Raw genomic sequence first — 19,755 nt, 5'->3', positions numbered from 1 at the left:
TGAAGAATGCCGTTGAAGAAGCCCGGCGTCGGCAGAATGCGGTGAGGGTTCACGCCTCAAAGCTAAGCAAGTCTGGACCACTTGTAACCGCGGCAAGATTGAGCGCCGCCGAGGCCCGTGTCCGGGACTTGGAGGATCAGAACAAGTTGCTCATTGCCGGGCTTCGGGCATCATTGCTCGCCATCGGTCGCCTCGGGGGAGCCGCCGCATGGCAGGAGCACTTCCCTGTCTATAGCGAAGCCTTCAAGCAGCTACGCGAGTTGGGCGGAGTTCCGTCTGCCGAAGTTGCTCAACTTCCGTCGGCCATATCGTCAGATTGGGGCTGCAACAGAACCCAGGCTTCGACGCCCAAGCCGTCTGCCAAAGCGCCAATGCTGTCGATCGACAAATTGCGCTCTGATCGCTCGACAGAGCCCACATAGGTTCTGTGGAGGTTCGACGCCGCGCCCAAGTCTTCCTGGCTTAGCTGCTTGGCGCGACGCAAGCGGCGCACGTTAGCCGCTACGATATTGCGAAGCCCCTCTCCTCTCCCCTCTGACATGAGCGGGAACGTCGATGGATGATGACTTTACGTCGACAGACGTTAAGTAGCATTCCATGGTCCTCACTGATGCTCCGGGTTCTGAAGCCGACACCTCCCCAGCCTGGACGGTTCTGGTGGCCAATTCGGCCTGTGGTGAATTGTCTGCGATGGCGCGTAATGAGGGTATCTCGCTGCCCCAGTACGTTGCGGACCTAGTCTCGATGCGCGCCGCAGTCGAGCTAGTCGCACCATCCCCAACATGGTTGGCCATCCCGATCGATGTGGCCGCCATACAATTCACGCCATCGCCCGAGCTAGCTGAACGGATCGAAGCGCTCAGCCAAATCACCGGCCAGCATCATGACGTCATAGTTAGTAATCTCGCTAGCGGAGGTCCTCCCATGCCGCCGCCCCAACTACCACTAGGCTATTTGCGTACGGATCCAGGGCGCGGACGGATATTCGGTATGTATTTCGAGATTGCAGGATTCCAGTACTCGCTGATGCGCCATTTGGGGGGCGATGCGTTTCGCAATAGCCAGGCGTTGGATGCTGCATTTCTGGCGTTGGCTTCGCAGGCCGCGAGCACGGGTAAATTCATGAACGAGCCGATCTCCGAGGCCGCACGGCAGTTTGCTACCAAAGTCGTCATGATCGCCAATCGGCGGAGCGTTTCCCCTAGGGATGTAACGATGGCGGGTCGAAGCAAGGCAACGACCGGGCGCCGGGCCTCAACGGCATCCGAGACTGAAGGGGCTTCAAAAGCCGATCAGAACAGCGTTCCTAGACGCGCCGGTTCGAAACCTGCACATCAACCACGCGGAGGTGATCCTTTTGCAGCTTTCAGCGAGTGGCATGAAGATATCGACACCGAAGCATATAAGAACCTGTAATGACGCCGGTTCACGACGTTCAGCTTCACATGGCCGCGCGAATGAACGCAGCTCTTGCCTCAGAAGATCCAAGCGCCGCACTGCTGTGTTTTATCGAGGACTTAGAGGAGTTTGGGTTGCTGGGGGATGTAGCGAAAGCAGCAGGGTTGACGCCACAGAGAGTTATAGGACTCCTCTCCGGCAAGCGAAGTCCACCATTCGTTACAGTCGTTACTCTATGGAAAGCGGCTGGGCTTCGGATCACGTTCAAAGCTGCACCAACAAGAGAAGGTTGATACTTCCGTAAATAAGGTAGCCGACGCACTCGCCTGTCAGGGATTGGCGTCCTAGCATCGTTAATAACCGCTGCCAGAAATGATCTGCGGATGATTCGACCAGGGCTTAAGGCACAGCCAAGCCGTCTGGATTTGGATTTCAGCGCGGTTGAAGACTGGAACGGGCTGTGCTGGGGCCTTGCCCAGCCCGAGGTTGTTCATGCGTAGGTATCGAACAAGATAAGTCGGCTCCAAAGCGAACCTTATAACAGATTGCCATGGTTGCCTGACACCGTTAGCTACGCCCTGATGTCTCGGTCGATAATCAGATTGGCGAAAATTTTTGCGGCGCTGACCTTGGTCATCGCCGTCTTCGCCGTGATTCCGGCGACCGATGCCGCAGCCTGCGCCCCCGAGATCCCCGCTCTCGAGCAGGTGCTCGATGCTCATCCCGGCGATACGCATGACGGCCAGGGCACCGAACCTGGGGCCTGCGCACACGGCCATTGCCACCATACGGCCAGCGAGCGTCACGCCATCCCTGAAGTCGACGTGACGGCGCCGCATGCGCCTGCCCCGCGCTTGATCCCCGGCGACGACACGACCGTGTCCTTCGCCCCCAACGGCCTCAAGCGCCCTCCCAGAGCCTGATCAGAAGACTGCGCCTTCGCGCGCCCTCCTTCTGAATCAATTCTGGAAGTCCAAACATGTCTCCGACAATTCGTCGTCGGCCGCGCCTCGCGGCCGGCTGCTCGCTGGTCGTGCTCGCCGCCCTTGCGGCCGGGCCGGCCTGGGCCGAGCCTGCGCCCGCCTATGCCGAACTCCTTGCCCGCCTGGATCAGACGCCGGCCGCATCCGAAGCGGTCGCCCTGGTCGACGCCGCCGAGGCCCGTGTTCGACAGGCCCGCGTTCGGCCCAATCCCAATCTTTCCCTCACCGCCGAGAATGTCGGCGGCTCTGGTCCCTACTCTGGTTTCGGCGCGGCTGATCTCAGCCTCTCCTTCAGCCAGGATCTCGAACTGTGGGGGCGCAGGCCGGCGCGAGTGAACGTCGCCCGGGCCGAAGCAGGATCAGCGGCTCTTCGTCGCGACCTGACCCTCATTGACGCCGGCGGCCGACTGGCCCTGACCTACGCCGAGGCCGAAGCGGCCCAGCGCCGGACCCAACTGGCCGAGGAAGGTCTTTCCCTGGCCCTGGCGGACGCGCGCGCCGCCCTGGCCCTTGTCGAGGAAGGACGCGAGCCTCTCCTGCGCGGGGTCCAGGCCGAGAGCGAAGCCGCCGCCGCCCGGGCCCGCCTGGACGAAGCCCAGGCCGAACGCCAGGCCGCCCTCGCCCGACTGACTGCTGTCGCCATGCTGCCCGCTCCGGCCACCTCGATCGAGGCCAGCCTGCTCGACGCCGCAGTCAGCGTCCAACCGACTCCGGTCGACAGCGCCCCGACGGTTCGGGTGGCGGAATCGGAGGCCACGGCCGCCGAGCGCCGCATCGAGGTCGAGCGCATCAACGGCCGACCAGACGTCACCGCCAGCGTCGGCGTGACCCGGTACGGCCTGGAGGACGAGACCGCCTTGACCGTCGGCCTCAGCCTACCCCTGCCCCTGTTTAACAGGAACCGCGGCAATATTGATGCGGCCCGAGCCGAGTTCCGCGCCGCCGAGGCCCGCGTCCTCCAGGCGCGGCAGGACGCCAATGCAGACCGGTCGGCCGCGACGGCCCGCCTCGCCTCTTCCGGGAGCCGTGTCTCGGCGGCCGACGCAGGGGTGAAGGCGGCCGAAGAAGCCTACCGCCTGTCGCGGCTCGGCGCAGACGCCGGACGCATCTCCCAGCTCGAATTGCGCGTCAGCCGCACCGCCCTGATCAACGCCCGCTCCGCCGCCGTCGACGCTCGCCTCTCGCGCGTCCGCGCCGAAATCGATTTGGCGCGCCTGGAAGGCCGCGCCCCGTTCCAAGGAAACTCCTGATGCGCCTCAAGACATCCAACAAGACCCTGTTGATCGGCGGCGTCGCCGCCCTGGTCCTTCTGGGCGGCGGCGGGCTCTATATGACCCTGCAGAAGCCGACGGCGACGCAGGCGGAAAAAGCCGCTCCGCCGAAGGCCGCGGACCAGGCCGAGGGCGAAGCGGGCCACGCCAACGAAGGCGAGACCCCGGAAGGCGTGGTCGAGCTCAGCGCCGAACAGCTCAAGGCGGCCGGCATCTCCGTCGTGGCGGTGTCCCGCGGCGGCGGCGGCGAGACGCGCCTGTCCGGCCGGGTCGAGGCCATGACGGACGCGCGCGCCGCGGTCGGCGCCGTGGTCGGCGGCACCGTCGAGCGGGTGCTGGTGGCGCCCGGTCAGGCGGTCCGCGCGGGCCAGCCCCTGGCCAGCCTCGTCAGCGGCGAAGGCGCCGCCCTGCGCGCCGATATCGACGCCGCCTCGGCGGCGGCGACGGCGGCCCGCCAGGCCTTCCAGCGCAACCGCAACCTGGCCGACCAGGGCGTTGTCGCCCGTCAGGAGGTCGAGGCCTCCCAGGCCCAGGCCGCCAGCGCCGAGGCCATGGCCCGCGCCGCGCGGGCGCGGGCGACGGCCGCCGGCTCGCCCAACGCCTCGGGCCGGATGAGCGTGGTCAGCCCCATCTCGGGCGTCGTCACCAACGTCCAGGTGGGCCCGGGCGGCTTCGTGGCCCAGGGCGGTGTGGTCGCCGAGGTGACCAATCCGGCCCGCGTCGAACTCGTCTTCAACGCCCCGCCGCAACTGGCGGCCCAGGTCCGTGTCGGCTCACACATGCGCGTCACCGGCCCACAGGGCGAGTTCGACGCCCTGGTGGTCGGGGTCGCGGCCGACGCCGGCTTGCAGGACAGCGGCGCGACCGTGATCCGCGCCCGTCCGGACGGCGGCGGCCTGCCGCCGGCGGGTTCGCCCGTCACCGGCGCCGTGGTCACCGGAAATCCTGCCGGCGGCGCCCTGACCGTGCCGTCCGAAGCGGTGCAGACAGTCGACGGCGCCACCGTGGTCTTCGTCCAGAATGATCACGGCTTCCGCGCACAGCCCGTCCTCGCGGGCCGTCAGGCCGGGGGCTCCACCGAGATCCTGCGCGGCCTGACCGGAGCCGAACGCGTCGCCTCGACCAACGCCTTCCTGCTCAAGGCCGAACTGGCCAAGGGCGAAGCCGAGCACGGCCACTAGGGGGAGCGACAATGTTCAAAGCCATTATCGAGGCGTCCGTCCGCTTCCGCTGGTTCATCGTCCTCGCCACGACGCTGGTCGCGGCCTGGGGCCTGTTCCAGCTGACTAAGCTGCCGATTGACGCCGTGCCCGACATCACCAACCGCCAGGTGCAGATCAACACCGTGGCCCCGGCCCTGGCCCCCGAACAGATGGAGCGCCAGGTCACCTATCCGCTGGAAACGGCCATGGCCGGCATTCCCGGCCTGCAATCAACCCGCTCCCTGACCCGCAACGGTTTCAGCCAGGTGACGGTCATCTTCACCGACCAGACCGACATCTATTTCGCCCGCCAGCAGGTGGCCGAACGGATGGCCCAAGCCCGCGAAAACCTGCCCGAGGGCGTCGAACCCGGTCTGGCCCCGATCACTACGGGTTTGGGCGAGGTCCTGATGTGGACGGTCGACTTCAAGCCTTTCGACGCCAAAAAGGCGCGGGTCGGCCAGCCCGGCTGGCAGCCCGACGGGGCCTATCTGACGCCCGACGGCGAGCGGCTGGCGACCCCCCAGGCGAGGGCGACCTATCTTCGCACCGTGCAGGACTGGATCATCGCGCCGCGCATGCGCACGGCCAAGGGCCTGGCGGGCGTGGACGTCAACGGCGGGTATGTGAAGGAATACGCTGTCCGTCCTGACCCCGCGCGCCTGGCCGGCTACGGCCTGGGCCTCAACGACCTGATCCAGGCCCTGGACCGTGCCAACAACCAGGCGGGGGCCGGCTATGTGCAACGGGCGGGCGAAGCCTTGACCGTCCGCACCGACGCCCTGGCCCAGACCATCGAAGATCTGGCCCAGGCCCCCGTGGTCAACCGCAACGGCCTGGTCGTCCGCGTCGCCGACGTGGCCGTGGTCGAGATCGGCCAGGCGCCGCGTCTGGGCGGGGCCAGCCGCGACGGCCATGAGGCGGTCATCGGCACGGCCCTGATGCTGGCGGGCGAAAACAGCCGCACCGTGGCCCAGTCGGCTGCGGACCGGCTCCAGGAGGTGGGCGCCAGCCTGCCGCCCGACATCGTGGCCGAACCCGTGCTGAACCGCAGCGCCCTGGTCAACTCCACCATCAAGACGGTGGCCAAGAACCTGACCGAAGGGGCGCTGCTGGTCATCGTCGTGCTGTTCCTGCTGCTGGGGAACATCCGCGCGGCGACCATCACGGCCCTGATGATCCCGATCAGCTTCCTCTTCGCGGTCATCGGCATGAACCGTTTCGGCATCAGCGGAAACCTGATGAGCCTCGGCGCCCTCGATTTCGGCCTGCTGGTCGACGGCGCCGTGGTGGTGGTCGAGAACACCCTGCTCATGCTCAGCCAGCGCCGAGCGGATGTGGGCCGCGCCCTGACCCGCCACGAACGTCTGGGCGTCGCCGCCAGCGCCGCGCGCCAGATGGTCAAGCCCGCCGCCTTCGGCCAGCTGATCATCCTGCTGGTCTTCACCCCCCTGCTGATGCTGGAAGGGGTCGAGGGCAAGACCTTCATCCCGATGGGCGCCACGGTCATGCTGGCCCTGGTCGGTGCCTTCATCTTCTCCTTCACCTTCGTCCCGGCCATGACGGCCCTGCTCGTGCGCGAACCCAAGACCGTCCATGTCGATGACAAGGGAGAAGCCCTGGAGCATGAAACCTTCCTGCTGCGCCACGCGCGCCGCTGGATCGAACCGGCCATCCGTGCGGCCGTCGATCGCCCCAAGGTGGTCCTCGCCGCCGCAGTCGGCGCCCTCGTGATCGGCGGCGTCGCCTTCACCACGCTCGGCCGGGAGTTCATCCCGACCCTGGACGAAGGCGACATCGCCATGCAGGCCCTGCGCGTGCCCTCGGCCTCGCTGGAGCAATCCCTAGCCATGCAGATGGCGCTGGAGCGTGTCATCAAGGCCCAACCCGAGGTCAAGACCATGTTCTCCCGAACGGGGACCGCGGAGGCGGCGGTCGACCCCATGCCGGCGAACATCTCCGACGCCGTCATCGTGCTGAAGAACCGCAAGGAATGGCCTGATCCGAAACTGCCGAAGGAGGAGTTGATCGCCCGCATCGAAAAGGCCGCCTCGACCCAGCTGGGCAACAGCTTCGAGTTCAGCCAGCCGATCGAGCTGCGCTTCAACGAGCTGATCTCGGGGGTCCGCACCGATCTGGCCGTCATGGTCTATGGCGACGACTTCGCCCAGCTCCAGGCGACGGCCGACCAAGTGGCCAACGCGCTGCGCGCCACACCGGGCGCGGCGGACGTTCGCGTGGAGCAGGCGTCAGGTCTGCCGACCCTGACGGTCAGCGTCGACCGCTTCGCGGCGGCCAACTACGGCCTGGCGGCTGCGGACGTGTCGGAAGCGGTCTCGGCCGCTGTCGGCGGCGCCGAGGCGGGGCAGATCTTCGAGGGCGACCGCCGTTTCGACGTCGTGGTCCGTCTGGACGACGCCCAGCGGAACGATCCCGCCGCCCTCGCCGCCCTGCCGGTCACGACCTCGACCGGCCTGACGGTGCCCCTGTCCTCGGTCGCCCGCATCCAGGTGGCCGAGGGTCAGAACCAGATCAGTCGCAACGACGGCAGCCGCCGCATGGTGGTCCAGGCCAATGTGCGCGGCCGCGATCTGGGCGGCTTCGTCGGGGACGCCCAGGACAGGGTCGGCGCCCAGGTCAAGCTTCCGACCGGCTATTCGCTCAAATGGGGCGGGCAGTTCGAGAACCTGAAGCGGGCCGAACAGCGGCTGGGCCTGGTCATCCCTGTGGTCTTCGTCCTGATCGGCATCCTGCTGTTTATGGCCTTGGGATCCTTCGCGGAGGCAGGGCTGGTGTTCGCCTGCGTGCCTCTGGCGCTGGTCGGCGGGGCGCTCGCCCTCCTGCTCAGGGGCATGCCCTTCTCGGTCTCGGCGGCGGTCGGCTTTATCGCCGTGTCGGGCGTCGCGACCCTGAACGGTCTGGTGCTGATGCAGGCCATTCGAGAGCGGCTTCAGACGGGACAGAACCCGCACGACGCCGCCCTCTTCGGCGCCTTCAGCCGCCTGCGCGCGGTCCTGACCACAGCCCTGGTGGCCATCGTCGGCTTCATTCCCATGGCGATCGCTTCGGGAGCCGGCGCTGACGTCCAGAAACCCTTGGCCACCGTGGTCATCGGCGGCCTTCTGACGGCCACGGCCCTGACGCTGCTGGTCCTGCCGACCTTCGCCGCCAAGGCGGTCCGTCATCGCAAGGCAGAAGGGATCGAGGACTGATGGGCGGATCCCAGGAACAGGAGATGCTTCAACGTCGCACGCTTCTCGTCGTGCTGGCGCTCAACGTCCTCCTGTTCGTGGGTCTCGGAGTCGGCGGCCTGTTCGCCGACTCCAGCGCCCTCCTCGCCAACGCGCTCGACAACGGCTCCGACGCCGCGGTCTATCTGATCAGCTTCCTGGCCGTCGGTCGGGCGATGATCTGGAAAACCCGCGCCGCCCGGTTGTCGGGGATCATGCTGCTGATCTTCGCCGCCGGCGTCCTGCTGGACGTCGGACGGCGCTGGATCGTCGGGACCGAACCGGTCGGCTGGACCATGATGGGCCTGGCCGTCATCGCGGCGGCCGTGAACCTGATCTGCCTCGCCTTGCTCAGGCGTCAAGACGGCGACGACGTCAACCTGCGGGCGGCGCGAACCTTCAGCTTCAATGACTTCGCCTCGAACGGGGGCATCCTCGTCGCCGGCGGACTGGTCATGGTCATGGATCAGGCCTGGCCGGATCTGGCGGTAGGCCTGATCGTCGCCGGCATCGCCTTCAAGGGCGGAATGGACATCCTCCGCGACGCACGCAGCGTCGCAGTTGAAGGAGCAATCTCGTGAATCTTCCCGAACAACACGGGCGTGACGGCACCGCCGTCCCGATCGACATCCAGGGCGTCCAGAAATGGCGCAAGCTCTTCATCCTGGCGGGCCTTTTCGCTCTCCTGGCATGGACGCCCCTGGTCAGGGCCCGCCCCGAATTTGAACACCCCGTCGAACACCTCGGCCTTATCGCCATCATGATCTGCATCTTTGGCCGCGCCTGGTGCTCCCTCTACATCGGCGGTCGCAAGAAACAGGAGATCGTCTCGAACGGCCCCTATTCCCTCTGTCGCAATCCGCTCTACGTCTTCAGCTTCATCGGCGCCTTCGGCGTCGGCGCCATGTCGGGCAGCCTGACCATCGGCCTTGTGTTCGCCCTGGCCTGCTGGGGGGTCTTCCGGGCGGTCGTCGAAAGGGAGGAGCGCTTCCTCGCCGGCGCCTTTGGCGCGACCTATGAACGGTACCGCCTCCGGACGCCGCGTTTCCTTCCGGATCTCCGTCTGTGGCGCGATGAGGCGGAACTCACCGTCCGACCCGCCTTCTTCCTTCGCACCCTGAGAGACGGCCTGGTCTTTCTTCTCGCCCTGCCCCTGTTCGAATTGCTGGAAGGCCTGCAACAGTTCGGCTGGTTCAGCGTCATCTTCCAACTGCCCTGAGACGGAGCATGGAACGCCAGCGTCTTGTGACCTCTCTCGCGGCGCTTCTTGCGGCCCTCGCCTTCCTTGCGGGCGCCGCCGTTCGCCTCGCTTCGCACGAGCGCGACGTCCAGGCCGAGTCACGCGCCCCCTCGCCTTCAGCCCCCTCTTCCGCATCCGAGGAGTTCAAGCATGCCTAGCACCGTCAGACTCGACATACCGGTCCTTCTCCCCGAAGCGCCCGACGCCTTGGACGCCTGCGTCGAGCGCCTCGTCAAACGCCTGACCGGCGCGCCCGGCCTGTCCCAGATCCACGTCACGGAATCCCCGACCGGGCCCCAGCTCTGCCTGCACTACGACGCCGAACTCCTGTCGCCGGACGAGGTGCGCCGCAAGGCGCTCCAGGCCGGGGTCGAGATCAGCCGTCGCTTCGGCCACCTGGTCGGCTGGACCCAAGGCGTGCGCCATGCGCGGCACGCCCGTTCGCTCGAGGCCGACCTCAAGGCGGAGCCCGGCCTCCTTGAGGTCGGCCTCGACGCCGCCGGCGCGGTCCGCGTCGAGTTCGACCAGAACCGGATCACCCGCGACCAGCTGATCAAGACGCTCGCCGGCCACGGCCTGACCTTCTCCCCCCAGCCCTTCCCGGCCAGGGCTGAACACGCCGCAGACGACCACGCCGGCCACGACCACGATCCCGGGAAGGAGGATCACGCCGACCATGATCACGCCCACGGAGGGATTTTCGGCGCCAACACCGAACTGATCTTCGCCCTTGCCGCCGGCGGCACCCTGGGCCTCGGCTTCGCCCTGGAAAAACTGGCGTCGGGCCTGCCGGGCTGGATCCCGCTCGCGCTCTTCCTCAGCGCTTACGGCCTGGGCGGCTTCTTCACCGTGCGCGAAGCGATCGACAACCTCAGGCGCAAGCGCTTCGAGATCGACACCCTGATGCTGGTGGCGGCGGCGGGGGCGGCGGCGCTCGGCGCCTGGGCGGAAGGCGCCCTGCTCCTCTTTCTCTTCAGCCTCGGCCACGCCCTGGAGCACTACGCCATGGGCCGGGCCAAGCGCGCCATCGAGGCCTTGGCGGAACTCGCCCCGCGCACCGCCAGGGTGCGGCGTGACGGCGAGGTGATCGAGATACCGGTCGAGGCGCTTGAAGTCGGCGAGGTGGTGGTGGTCAGGCCCAATGAACGCCTGCCCGCCGACGGCTTCGTCATCAAGGGGGCCACCAGCATCAATCAGGCCCCCGTCACTGGGGAGAGCATGCCGGTCGACAAGCAGCCGGTCGATGATCTCGCCGAGGCCCGGGCCCGCCCCGCCTCCATCCTCGCCGCATCCGCCGTTTTCGCCGGGACGATCAACGGCGCCGGCGCCATCGAGATCGAGACCACCCGCAAGTCCAGCGACACCACCTTGGCCAAGGTCGTGCGCATGGTCAGCGAGGCGGAGACCCAGAAGTCGCCCACACAAAGGTTCACCGACCGGTTTGAGCGCGTCTTCGTCCCTCTCGTCCTGGGCCTGGCCTTCATCCTGCTCTTCGCCTGGGTGGTGGTCGACGAACCCTTCCGCGACAGCTTCTACCGCGCCATGGCGGTCCTGGTGGCCGCCAGCCCCTGCGCCCTGGCTATCGCCACGCCGAGCGCCGTCCTGTCGGGCGTCGCCCGCGCCGCTCGCGCCGGCGTCCTGATCAAGGGCGGCGCGCCGCTTGAGAGCCTCGGCGCCGTCGACGCCATCGCCTTCGACAAGACCGGTACCCTGACGGAAGGCCGCCCGCGGATCACCGACGTTATCCCCGTCGACGGCGCCGACGAACGCGCCCTGCTGACGGTGGCGGTCGCCGTGGAACGGCTCAGCGATCACCCCTTGGCTGAAGCCATCGCCCGGGACGGCGCGGCGCGTCTCGACGGCGCCGCCGTCCCTGCCGCTTCAAGCCTGCAGAGCCTGACCGGCAAGGGCGTCGCCGCCGAGCTCGAGGGCGTCACGGTCCAGATCGGCAAGCCCGAGATGTTCGGATCGGACGGCGTGCCGGTTCTGAGCGTCCAGGCGACCGAGGCGGTCGATCGCCTCCGCGCCCAGGGCCGCACCCTGATGGTGGTGCGCCAGGGCGAACGCGATCTCGGCGTGATCGGCCTGTTGGACACGCCGCGTGCGGCCGCGCGCGACGCCCTGACAAGACTGAGAGCCCTGGGCGTCCGGCGCATGATCATGATCTCGGGTGACCACCAGAAGGCGGCCGAAGCCATCGCCGGCCAGGTCGGCCTGACGGAGGCCTGGGGCGACCTCATGCCGGACGACAAGGTCGAGGCGATCAAGCGCCTCCGCGCCGAGACCAAGGTCGCCATGGTCGGCGACGGGGTCAACGACGCCCCCGCCATGGCCACGGCCACGGTCGGCGTGGCCATGGGCGCGGCGGGCTCCGACGTCGCTCTGGAAACCGCCGACGTGGCCCTCATGGCCGATGATCTGTCCAATCTTCCCTTCACGGTCGGCCTGAGCCGTCGCACCCGAACCGTCATCCGCCAGAACCTGTTCGTCAGCCTCGGCGTGGTCGCCTTCCTCGTGCCAGCCACCATCCTCGGTCTCGGCATCGGCCCGGCCGTCGCCCTGCACGAAGGCTCCACCCTCTTAGTGGTGTTCAACGCCCTGCGCCTGCTCGCCTACCGCGATCGCCAGGCGCCCGCATCCTATCCGGGATAAAGCCCATGAAACGCCTTAGCTGGCTCACCCTCGTCGCAGCCTTCCTGGCGGCTGCAGCCTTTCTGTTCGGCATGATGTCGCGTCAATCCCCGCCCGATCGTCCGGCGGCTGCGGCCGTCCAGCCGATCGACGAGCACGCCGGCCATGCCGACGCCCCGGGAGACGCGGCCTCGACCCGCTCTTTCAAGGAGGCCAATGAACGTCTTCACCAGGCCACTGACATTCGCTGGACCGGCGACGCCGACGTCGACTTCATGCGCGCCATGATCGCTCATCATGAGGGCGAGATCGCCCTGGCCCGGATCCAGTTGCAGCACGGCTCCGACAAGGACGCTCGTGGGCTGGCCCAGGACCTCATCCGGGCGCGCGACACGGAAATCCTTCGAATGCGCCTCTGGCTGGCGCGACGCGAAACTCCGCCTGCGCCGGAGAGCGGCGCCTGACATGGCGCGCACCGTTCGATGGAAGGAAGGCCGGCCCGGCAAGCGTCGCGGCAGACGCCCTCCGCCGCCCCGGCCGAACCCGCTTCTTGACGGGCTCGCTGTCCTGACGGCGAGCTTGGTGAGCGCCGGCGCTGTTCTCACCTTCGCCATCTTCTGCTTCAGCACGCTCGGATGGCCGGTGCACGTGGTATACGGCGTCGGCCTTCCCCTCCTTGCCCTGGCCGGTCTGCGGCTCGCTCCACGCGCCCGTCCGGGCCTAGCCCTGACCCTTCTGTTCAGCCTGCTCTGGCTTGGAGGCTCCGGCTTTCTCTACGCCGTGCGCGACGACCTGAATCCTTTACGCCACTATCACGGCCCGCCCGGCGAGGCTCACGGCGACGCCGGCGCTTCGCGCCCAAGCGAAGCCTCCGGTCCCTCAGGTCATGCTCAAGGCGCCGAGACGGCGTCCTCTGGCTGAGGCGTCTCACGTAGGGCGTCCAGCACCCGACAGTCCTCGACGGTCGTCCGGCCGCAGCGATCCAGGACAGAGACGAGGGTGTCCTCCAGCCGACGCAGGTCCATGATCTTGGCGCGCACCTCTGCAAGATGCTCCGTGGCGACGGCGTCGGCCGCCCCGCAAGGTGCAGAGGTGGGCTCTCCTGACAGGCTCAACAGGCTTCGGACAGCATCCAGGGAGAAGCCGAGATCTCGCGCGCGCCGCACAAAGGCGAGCCGGTTCAGATGGTCCTGGCCATAGATGCGATGACCGCCTTCGCCACGACGGGGTGCCTCGAGGACGCCGATCCGCTCATAATAACGGATGGTGACCACCTTGCACCCCGTGCGCCGCCCCAGATCGCCAATGGAGAAATTCTCGGCCATGCCCTTGAACCTATACCCGCTATAGGTCGCATATCGGTCGGCGAACCCTATTCGCAACCCTGGTTCCTCATGTCCGACTGCTGCCCATCCTTCGCAAAGCCCTCTTCCGATGCGCCGGAGAAGGCCGTCTGCTCGAGCCGGCCACCCTCTCCCGCCCCCACAGACGCCCAGTACTGTTGTTCTGGACCGACCGCCTGCGGCTCGACCAACCAGGCTGAACCGGCGCCGACTGCCCATTTCGCGGGCGACGACTGTTGTTCGGCCAAAGGGGACGAGATCGCCGCCCTCGGCGCCCATGCCGACGTGCGTCGTGTCCTGATCCTGGTTCTGGCGATCAACCTGGTCATGTTCTTCGCCGAATTCGGCGCCGGCCTCGTCGCGCAGTCCACCGCCCTGATGGCTGATTCGATCGACATGCTCGGCGACGCCTTGGTCTACGGCCTGAGCCTCTACGCCCTGAACCGGAGTCTGCGGTGGCGCACTGGCGCCGCCTTGGTCAAGGCGGGCGTCATCGCCGCCTTCGGCGTCTGGGTCTTCGTGGAGGTCGTCCGCAAGGTGGCGGGCGACGTCACTCCGACCGCTGCAACCATGGGCCTGTTCGGGGTGATCGCCCTCGTCGCCAATCTCGTCTGCCTGGCGCTGCTCTATCGCCACCGGAACCGGGACGTGAACCTGTCCAGCACCTTCGAGTGTTCGCGCAACGACGTGATCGCCAATACCGGCGTCATCGTCGCCGCCGGAGGCGTGCATCTGTTCAGCGCCGGCTGGCCTGACATCCTGGTCGGCGGCGTGATCGCCCTCCTCTTCTTCCGGTCGGCGATCAAGGTGCTTCTGCAGGCGTGGCCCCAGTTCCGGGCCGCCCGTCCTCAAGCCATCTCCTTAGACTGAACATATCAACGTTCGCTGCGAGCGTCCCTGAAGCGACTGGCGGCGAAGTTTGTACACTGGACCATGCGTCAGGAGATTTTTTGCCGGATCGTCCTGATCGGGCCTCATCGGCAGGTGTCCTGCCAGAGCCCCGGTGTTGATGGCTGGCCAGACGCAGGGGTTGAATGTTCGATATTCTGACATTACATTGATCGAATGTTGGAGGATCGGCCGTGATGCAGATCAAGGAAAAGCCGGAGATCAAGCCTTTTCCAGTCAAGGACGTGAGCGCCTGCCTGCTGGCGGAACTCACATCTTTAGCGGAAAGCGAGCTTGCGCTGCAGGACGTGCCACCCCCCGCCACACCGGGTGCCCTCCTCACCACGAAGATCCGCCTGGACTCCCTGACGGTCGTCGACGTCACCCTAGCGCTGGAAGACATTCTCGGGTTCGAGCCGAAGAATATCGTCAAGACCGGCGGCTACGATTCCATTCAGGCCGCGCTTGACCACATGATGCCCAAGCTTGAAGCGGCTTGGAAGAAAACTCACCCGGCCGGCGCATGACCGGCGATGATGAACAGGCTCGGCGCAGTCTGGGGGAACGGCTTCGCGAGGCGAGGGAATATCTCGGGCTGAAGCAGGAAGAGGTGGCGGCCCATCTCAAACTGCCCCGCACAGCCCTGACTGGGATCGAAAGCGGCCAGCGGCGCGTGGAGGCTATCGAACTCACCCGCCTTGCGCGTCTGTACCGACAATCGGTTGGCTATCTGACCGGGATCGAGGGGCCGCCCGATCTTCCGCCCGACGTGGCCCATCTGGCGCGCCAGGCGGCCGATCTGTCGCAAAGAGACCGGGAGGAACTGGGTCGGTTCACCGAGTTTCTGCTGGCGCGCGCCAAGAAGACGGACTGACGGATGGCGCGGACCTATCAGGAGGCTGTCCGAAACGGTGTGGCGGCCGCCGGCCGGCTGCATCGCCGGTTCGACCTCCGAGCTCAGCTGGAAGCCAAGCCAGGCGCGGTCGATGTGTTTGATCTGATCGCGGCGCTCGACACCCCCCTGATGGTTCGCCCCCTGGACGGGCTGCTGGGGGCCTTCGTCAACGTCCCCATTCCAGGGATCATGATCACCACCGAGCGTCCTCTCAGTATCCAACGCTTCACAGCCGCACATGAGCTCGGCCATTCGACCTTGGGTCACCAGCCCAGCCTCGACGACGAGGACCAGATTCTGCGACGTGCGCCCGGCCGCGACCTCAGCCCCGGCTTCCAAGAAACCGAGGCGGACGCCTTCGCCGCCGCCCTTCTGATGCCCCGCTGGCTAATTACCGCCCACTGCGCCCGTCAGGGCTGGCGGGCCGCCGATCTCGCCCGACCGCAGGTGGTCTATCAGCTGGCGCTTCGCCTAGGTGTGAGCTTCGAGGCCATGACGCGCACCCTGGAGCTCTACGACCTGCTTGACCCCGCCCGGCGCCAGACCGTTTTGGCGACCAAACCTCGAGCCTTGAAGATCGACCTTCTCGGCGACTTCACGCCGCCGTCCTACCACGGCGACGTCTGGCTTCTGACGGAAAAGGATCAGGGCGGAAGGATCGACGGCAGCCGCAAGGACCTGTTCGTCATCCGTGTCGAAGAACTGGGATCGGCCGGTTACCTCTGGGATTTCGATACCCTTCATGCCAGCGGTCTGGTCGTATTGCGCGACACGCGCCTTCCCGGCTCCCACGACAGTGTAGGTGCCCCCGTCGAGCGCGAGGTTCTGGCGGGTCCCGACGGTGAGGACGTCGAGGGCGCACTCGATCTGCGCCAAAGCCGCCCCTGGCTGCAGGAACCGCCCATCGCTGCCCTCGCCGTCACCTTCGACCTCTCCGGACCGGAGGCGTCAGGTCTCTCCCGCGCCGAACGCCGCCGTTGGCTGGCGGCGGCGTAGGATGTCGACCGTGGACGTACAGACCGACCTGCGCGGTCGCTTGGGACCGGCCCGCGACCAAGGCCAGCGCCCGACCTGCCTGGCCTTCGCGGCCACCGATCTTCACGCGGCAATGCGCCCGGGCTGGACTCCCCTGTCCTGCGAGGCAGCCTTCCATCATGCCCAGAAGCGCGCGGGCCGACCGCCCTCTACTGGCGCAGGTCTGGGCTTCATGCTGGACGCCCTGCGCGAGGATGGCCAGCCCGCCGAGGACGATTGGCCCTATGTCCCAACGCCCCCTGTGAACGACGACTGGAGCGCGCCGCCGACAGGCGGCGCTTGGTTCACCCGCAAGGGACAGGCTCTGCCCTTCGACTGGGCGGCAATCATCGACGCCATCCATGCCGGACGGCCGGCGCTGATCCTGCTAAGGCTGTCCGCCAGCTTCTACCGACCGGACGTCGAGGGCGTTGTGCGGCCGAAGCCCGGCGAAGTCGGAGATCCGGCGCTGGGCCATGCCGTGTTGGCAGTCGGCCATGGCGAGATCGACAACAATCCCGCGATCCTCGTGCGAAACAGCTGGGGCCTCGGTTGGGGTGTCGCCGGCCACGCTTGGCTGACCCAGTCATACGTCGAGCCTCGTCTCTATGGGTTCGCGCTTCTCGAAGAGGACAATCATGTATCTCCCCATTCCGCCGCAGCCTGATTGCGTCAGCGCTTGGCGAGCGGCAGTCCAGGCAGTCGACGATCGTCCTGGTCACGAGGCCCAGAACGTCATCATAGACGTCGCTGATCCCCTCGTGCGCTCCACCCTCGCCGACCCTGCGGTCGCCATCGTGGACAACTTCCTGCGGCAGTGGGACGCCAAGCCGATCGAGACGGTGGCCAATACCCTATTTCCTGCGGCCCTGCATCGCCGACACGGCTCACCGGCCTTCTACGACCGTTTCACCACTCGAGTTCTTCCCGCCGCCGCGCGCGGCGGAGATCGCTGGTCCGGCTACTATTTCGAGCGGATGATCAATCTTCCGCGTCCTGGCGGAGGCGTCGCATTTAACCAGCTGGCCGACATTATCGGCCGCCTCAAGGATCCGTCGGTCAAGGCGCTCAACAAGTTCGAGCTCTCAGTCTTCGATCCTCTGCGCGATGTCGACCGTTCGCCCTACGGCGGCCAGTGCCTGAGCCACGCCAGCTTCAAGCCCGAGCGGAGCACCGACGGCGACCGGCTGCATCTAACCGTGATGTACCGCAATCATTATTATATCGAGAAGCTTCTGGGAAACCTGATCGGCTTGGGACGGCTGATGGCTTTCGTGGCCAATGAAGCGGAGCTTGAGGTCGGCGCGCTGACCGTCGTGTCATCTCACGCGACCATCGATCAGCCCAAAAATGACGCCAAGCAAACCGCGCCGCGATCCGCCATCAAGACCATGCTGGAGGCTTGCGACGCCCTAGTTTAGGACTGAGGGTGGCTCCAGCCCAGCGAAACTGAGTTGGGTCTCAGTCACTTCGTACAATGCGTGCATGCCCGCCACGAACTCCGCCTGCCCGCCATAGCTGGGGTGGCGCACCGCGTCTGACGCTACGCCGAGATCCGCCAAGGCCTGACTAGCGTCACGCCCGATGGCCACGATCCGAGCCGGTTGCACCATATCGATCAGGGCTTCCAGCAACGGCCATGTGGCCGCCCGCTCGGCGCGGGTGTGTGGGCGGTTCGACATCGGGTCTTCCGCGAAATGCGGATGGAAGGGGAAGACGTTCCAGAGCACGATAGGGCGTTGCACCCGCCGCAGGACGCTCCAGACGACCGCGGCAGTCCGCTCGGCGACAACAGGTCCTTCGGTGGCCCTGACCAAGGTGATATCGCCCATTAGGGCCGACGCCGAGGCGAGGTGGACTTCATCAGTGAGGGGCACGCCGGTCCGACGGCCGCCCCGGTAACCGAGGTCTCGCCCGATCCACATGGTGGCATCATCCACATCGATGGCCCGCTCCAGGAAAAGGCGCAGGTTATCGCGGCGGAGCGATGGGGCGTCGGCCCGGTCGCAGACGGCGCACTGGTCGCGCCAGGGGTTGAATACATTGGGAAGGGAGGCGCTCTGGAGCGCATCGACAAAGGCGGCGGGCGTCATGATGCGAGGGCCTCTACACGTAAAGACCGAGTCTTGAAATCCAGAATTACCCGGCCGCGGCGGTGCTCCCGCAGATATCGGAAGGCTGTGTAGCCCTGAAGGATCGCCTCCTCCCAGAGCCACAGCGGGAGGCGATCGGCCTCGTAGCCGGCCACGAACTGCTTAATCTGTTTGAGCAGATCCAGGGGCAGCTTCCCGATCTCCACCCCCTCGAAATAGTTCAGTCGCTGTGCCTGGCCAAAGATCCAGGTGGAGACACCCTCCTCAATGAGGATGGCGCGGGCGCCATCTTCCGCGTCGTCGATCTGCGGCTGGCTCTTGCGCTTCAACCGCATCAAAGCCCTCGTCACCGGCGACCACCCAAGAACGGCAACAAACGCATAGTGGAAGACGTCATGAAACCGGTAGTCATCCGGCTCCAGCGCATTGTCGGTCAGGCGATCGCCTATGAACAGTGCGTTGCAGCGCTGGAAGACATAGTCCTTGTCTCCCACCCGCTTCTCGTAGACCTCCACTTCAAGACTACGCGGTAGTTGCTCGTCCGGGTCCACGTCTGCGTCGAAAGCCTCCGGGTAATCCCGCGTCTCCGGCCATCGGTCAAAAATCTTGTAGGTGTTCTTAACCGCCGCCACCTCTAGGGTCAGACGCGCTTCGCGCGACGCCCGCAATAGCCGGGTCAGGATGGCCGCCAGATGCACAGGCAAGAGTCCCTTATCCGCCTCGAGGCGGCCGGCCTGAAAATCCCCGATCAGGAGGCCGACATCCGAAGCGAGATCGAGCAGGGTCTCTTCGAAGTTGACCGTCGGCTCGCCGCCGGGCGCAATCGGATGAGGCTGAAGCGCCTCGAAAGTTAGGCGCGGATCATCGAGGCCGGTCCACTCTGCGTCTCGCCGATAGAGATGGGCCGCGACCGCGCTGAGGGCCACACCGCCGCGTCGCGCCACCGCCGCGAGATACCACAGGACATCACCCAGCTCTTCGGTGACGGCATCGGAATGGCTTCGATAGGAGGCCGGATCGCGCTGCTTTTTCTTCAGCTCGCTAAGGAGGCTTCCCACCTCCCCCGCAAGCCCAAGAAGCGGAAACGCCAACGACTGGCCCTCGACCCCGCGATCCGTTCGCGCAGCGTCCGCAGCGTATTCTGCCACCGTCAGCGGATTATAGTCTTCCATCCCCGACCCAGCCCCCTCTCTCTCGTTACATCGTTATTCGAACGATTCGGAGAGGGCGTCTCTTGCGGAGTGACTCGGCTAGATCACCCGGGTCGAAAATCATCTTGGCTCTCGCCGGAGGATAGCACTTCGAGAGCCGGTGATCACCGCGAGAGGACACTTGTCGATTGCGGCAGGGTCGACGGAAGTCCGAACGAGCGAAGGTGGGCCATAGCAGATCCCGGAAAATCCGCGCCGCCGGACTGCCAGCTTCTTTAACGAGGTGATCACGAATCAAAACGCCTTAGATGACGGCCGATCGGACGCCGTACTCAATAGCAGGACGCTTCGAACTTCCGCTTCGAGTCAGAAACGGACATCCGTCTTCGCTTCTGGCGTTTATCCACAACCTATCT

Annotated in this window: 19 protein-coding genes; 15 read left to right on the top strand and 4 right to left on the bottom strand. The window is 66.4% G+C overall.

Translation table 11 applies throughout. From position 1 onward, the window contains the following. Positions 1-289 precede the first annotated feature (289 nt). Positions 290-541: a helix-turn-helix domain-containing protein gene (locus tag ABC419_RS09360; RefSeq protein WP_312164770.1), complete on the bottom strand. Its 252-nt coding sequence runs from the start codon at positions 539-541 to the stop codon at positions 290-292. Positions 542-597: 56 nt separating this feature from the next. Here ABC419_RS09360 and ABC419_RS09355 point away from each other — a divergent pair, with 56 nt between their 5' ends. The 9 genes from ABC419_RS09355 (at position 598) to ABC419_RS09315 (ending at position 12,419) form a co-directional block, all read left to right on the top strand. Continuing rightward, a complete protein-coding gene (locus ABC419_RS09355) occupies positions 598-1,416 on the top strand; it encodes a hypothetical protein (RefSeq protein WP_312164773.1) in 819 nt (272 codons plus the stop codon). A 611-nt stretch (positions 1,417-2,027) separates the two neighbouring features. After that, positions 2,028-2,321 (top strand): hypothetical protein, encoded by a 294-nt coding sequence (locus ABC419_RS09350; RefSeq protein WP_312164776.1) that lies wholly within the window; start codon positions 2,028-2,030, stop codon positions 2,319-2,321. Between the two features lie 56 nt (positions 2,322-2,377). Continuing rightward, positions 2,378-3,631 (top strand): TolC family protein, encoded by a 1,254-nt coding sequence (locus tag ABC419_RS09345; protein WP_312164780.1) that lies wholly within the window; start codon positions 2,378-2,380, stop codon positions 3,629-3,631. Continuing rightward, complete coding sequence (locus ABC419_RS09340; RefSeq protein WP_312164783.1) at positions 3,631-4,833, top strand: efflux RND transporter periplasmic adaptor subunit; 1,203 nt, start codon at positions 3,631-3,633, stop codon at positions 4,831-4,833. The genes ABC419_RS09345 and ABC419_RS09340 overlap by 1 nt, the downstream gene beginning before the upstream one ends. A gap of 11 nt (positions 4,834-4,844) precedes the next feature. Continuing rightward, positions 4,845-8,066 (top strand): efflux RND transporter permease subunit, encoded by a 3,222-nt coding sequence (locus tag ABC419_RS09335; protein ID WP_025977018.1) that lies wholly within the window; start codon positions 4,845-4,847, stop codon positions 8,064-8,066. A gap of 23 nt (positions 8,067-8,089) precedes the next feature. After that, a complete protein-coding gene (locus tag ABC419_RS09330) occupies positions 8,090-8,665 on the top strand; it encodes a cation efflux transmembrane domain-containing protein (protein WP_234288684.1) in 576 nt (191 codons plus the stop codon). Then, entirely contained in the window at positions 8,662-9,303 is a 642-nt protein-coding gene (locus ABC419_RS09325; protein WP_025977020.1) for a methyltransferase family protein, read from the top strand. Before ABC419_RS09330 ends, ABC419_RS09325 begins: the two co-directional genes overlap by 4 nt. A gap of 171 nt (positions 9,304-9,474) precedes the next feature. Further along, positions 9,475-11,976, top strand: coding sequence for a heavy metal translocating P-type ATPase (locus ABC419_RS09320; protein ID WP_312164786.1), 2,502 nt, complete (start codon positions 9,475-9,477; stop codon positions 11,974-11,976). 5 nt (positions 11,977-11,981) lie between these two features. Then, entirely contained in the window at positions 11,982-12,419 is a 438-nt protein-coding gene (locus ABC419_RS09315) for a DUF305 domain-containing protein (protein ID WP_312164789.1), read from the top strand. Between the two features lie 426 nt (positions 12,420-12,845). Here the strand turns inward: ABC419_RS09315 and ABC419_RS09310 are convergent, their stop codons facing one another. Continuing rightward, positions 12,846-13,280, bottom strand: a complete 435-nt coding sequence (locus ABC419_RS09310; RefSeq protein WP_312164794.1) for a MerR family transcriptional regulator — start codon at positions 13,278-13,280, stop codon at positions 12,846-12,848. Positions 13,281-13,349: 69 nt separating this feature from the next. Here ABC419_RS09310 and ABC419_RS09305 point away from each other — a divergent pair, with 69 nt between their 5' ends. The 6 genes from ABC419_RS09305 to ABC419_RS09280 all read left to right on the top strand — a co-directional run bounded on the left by ABC419_RS09305 (position 13,350) and on the right by ABC419_RS09280 (position 17,516). After that, the gene (locus tag ABC419_RS09305) at positions 13,350-14,168 is read left to right on the top strand and encodes a cation efflux transmembrane domain-containing protein (RefSeq protein ID WP_312164797.1); all 819 of its coding nucleotides are present in this window, start codon (positions 13,350-13,352) and stop codon (positions 14,166-14,168) included. Positions 14,169-14,380: 212 nt separating this feature from the next. Then, a complete protein-coding gene (locus ABC419_RS09300; RefSeq protein ID WP_200165065.1) occupies positions 14,381-14,713 on the top strand; it encodes a hypothetical protein in 333 nt (110 codons plus the stop codon). Further along, positions 14,710-15,060: a helix-turn-helix domain-containing protein gene (locus ABC419_RS09295; RefSeq protein WP_200165064.1), complete on the top strand. Its 351-nt coding sequence runs from the start codon at positions 14,710-14,712 to the stop codon at positions 15,058-15,060. The genes ABC419_RS09300 and ABC419_RS09295 overlap by 4 nt, the downstream gene beginning before the upstream one ends. 3 nt (positions 15,061-15,063) lie before the next feature. Next, on the top strand, positions 15,064-16,077 hold the full coding sequence (locus ABC419_RS09290; RefSeq protein WP_312164803.1) for an ImmA/IrrE family metallo-endopeptidase: 1,014 nt from the start codon (positions 15,064-15,066) through the stop codon (positions 16,075-16,077). Positions 16,078-16,087: 10 nt separating this feature from the next. Next, complete coding sequence (locus tag ABC419_RS09285; protein ID WP_325148026.1) at positions 16,088-16,762, top strand: C1 family peptidase; 675 nt, start codon at positions 16,088-16,090, stop codon at positions 16,760-16,762. Beyond that, positions 16,704-17,516 (top strand): thymidylate synthase family protein, encoded by an 813-nt coding sequence (locus ABC419_RS09280; protein WP_313428171.1) that lies wholly within the window; start codon positions 16,704-16,706, stop codon positions 17,514-17,516. Before ABC419_RS09285 ends, ABC419_RS09280 begins: the two co-directional genes overlap by 59 nt. Here the strand turns inward: ABC419_RS09280 and ABC419_RS09275 are convergent. Further along, on the bottom strand, positions 17,508-18,188 hold the full coding sequence (locus ABC419_RS09275) for a uracil-DNA glycosylase (RefSeq protein WP_312164809.1): 681 nt from the start codon (positions 18,186-18,188) through the stop codon (positions 17,508-17,510). The genes ABC419_RS09280 and ABC419_RS09275 overlap by 9 nt on opposite strands. Further along, a complete protein-coding gene (locus ABC419_RS09270; RefSeq protein ID WP_312164811.1) occupies positions 18,185-19,360 on the bottom strand; it encodes a nucleoside triphosphate pyrophosphohydrolase family protein in 1,176 nt (391 codons plus the stop codon). Before ABC419_RS09270 ends, ABC419_RS09275 begins: the two co-directional genes overlap by 4 nt. Positions 19,361-19,755: the final 395 nt, after the last annotated feature.

Origin of the sequence: Brevundimonas phoenicis (assembly GCF_047237745.1) — a bacterium.
Classification (GTDB): Bacteria; Pseudomonadota; Alphaproteobacteria; order Caulobacterales; family Caulobacteraceae; genus Brevundimonas.
This window is presented reverse-complemented; position numbering and strand designations above follow the sequence as displayed.

Excerpts from the sequence above, each read along its gene's own strand:
- ABC419_RS09270 (WP_312164811.1), bottom strand. The coding sequence starts at position 19,360 with ATGGAAGACTATAATCCGCTGACGGTGGCAGAATACGCTGCGGACGCT.
- ABC419_RS09320 (WP_312164786.1), top strand. The coding sequence starts at position 9,475 with ATGCCTAGCACCGTCAGACTCGACATACCGGTCCTTCTCCCCGAAGCG.
- ABC419_RS09295 (WP_200165064.1), top strand. The coding sequence starts at position 14,710 with ATGACCGGCGATGATGAACAGGCTCGGCGCAGTCTGGGGGAACGGCTT.
- ABC419_RS09360 (WP_312164770.1), bottom strand. The coding sequence starts at position 541 with ATGTCAGAGGGGAGAGGAGAGGGGCTTCGCAATATCGTAGCGGCTAAC.
- ABC419_RS09310 (WP_312164794.1), bottom strand. The coding sequence starts at position 13,280 with ATGGCCGAGAATTTCTCCATTGGCGATCTGGGGCGGCGCACGGGGTGC.
- ABC419_RS09315 (WP_312164789.1), top strand. The coding sequence starts at position 11,982 with ATGAAACGCCTTAGCTGGCTCACCCTCGTCGCAGCCTTCCTGGCGGCT.
- ABC419_RS09290 (WP_312164803.1), top strand. The coding sequence starts at position 15,064 with ATGGCGCGGACCTATCAGGAGGCTGTCCGAAACGGTGTGGCGGCCGCC.
- ABC419_RS09330 (WP_234288684.1), top strand. The coding sequence starts at position 8,090 with ATGCTTCAACGTCGCACGCTTCTCGTCGTGCTGGCGCTCAACGTCCTC.
- ABC419_RS09345 (WP_312164780.1), top strand. The coding sequence starts at position 2,378 with ATGTCTCCGACAATTCGTCGTCGGCCGCGCCTCGCGGCCGGCTGCTCG.
- ABC419_RS09335 (WP_025977018.1), top strand. The coding sequence starts at position 4,845 with ATGTTCAAAGCCATTATCGAGGCGTCCGTCCGCTTCCGCTGGTTCATC.
- ABC419_RS09340 (WP_312164783.1), top strand. The coding sequence starts at position 3,631 with ATGCGCCTCAAGACATCCAACAAGACCCTGTTGATCGGCGGCGTCGCC.
- ABC419_RS09275 (WP_312164809.1), bottom strand. The coding sequence starts at position 18,188 with ATGACGCCCGCCGCCTTTGTCGATGCGCTCCAGAGCGCCTCCCTTCCC.
- ABC419_RS09305 (WP_312164797.1), top strand. The coding sequence starts at position 13,350 with ATGTCCGACTGCTGCCCATCCTTCGCAAAGCCCTCTTCCGATGCGCCG.
- ABC419_RS09355 (WP_312164773.1), top strand. The coding sequence starts at position 598 with ATGGTCCTCACTGATGCTCCGGGTTCTGAAGCCGACACCTCCCCAGCC.
- ABC419_RS09280 (WP_313428171.1), top strand. The coding sequence starts at position 16,704 with ATGGGTTCGCGCTTCTCGAAGAGGACAATCATGTATCTCCCCATTCCG.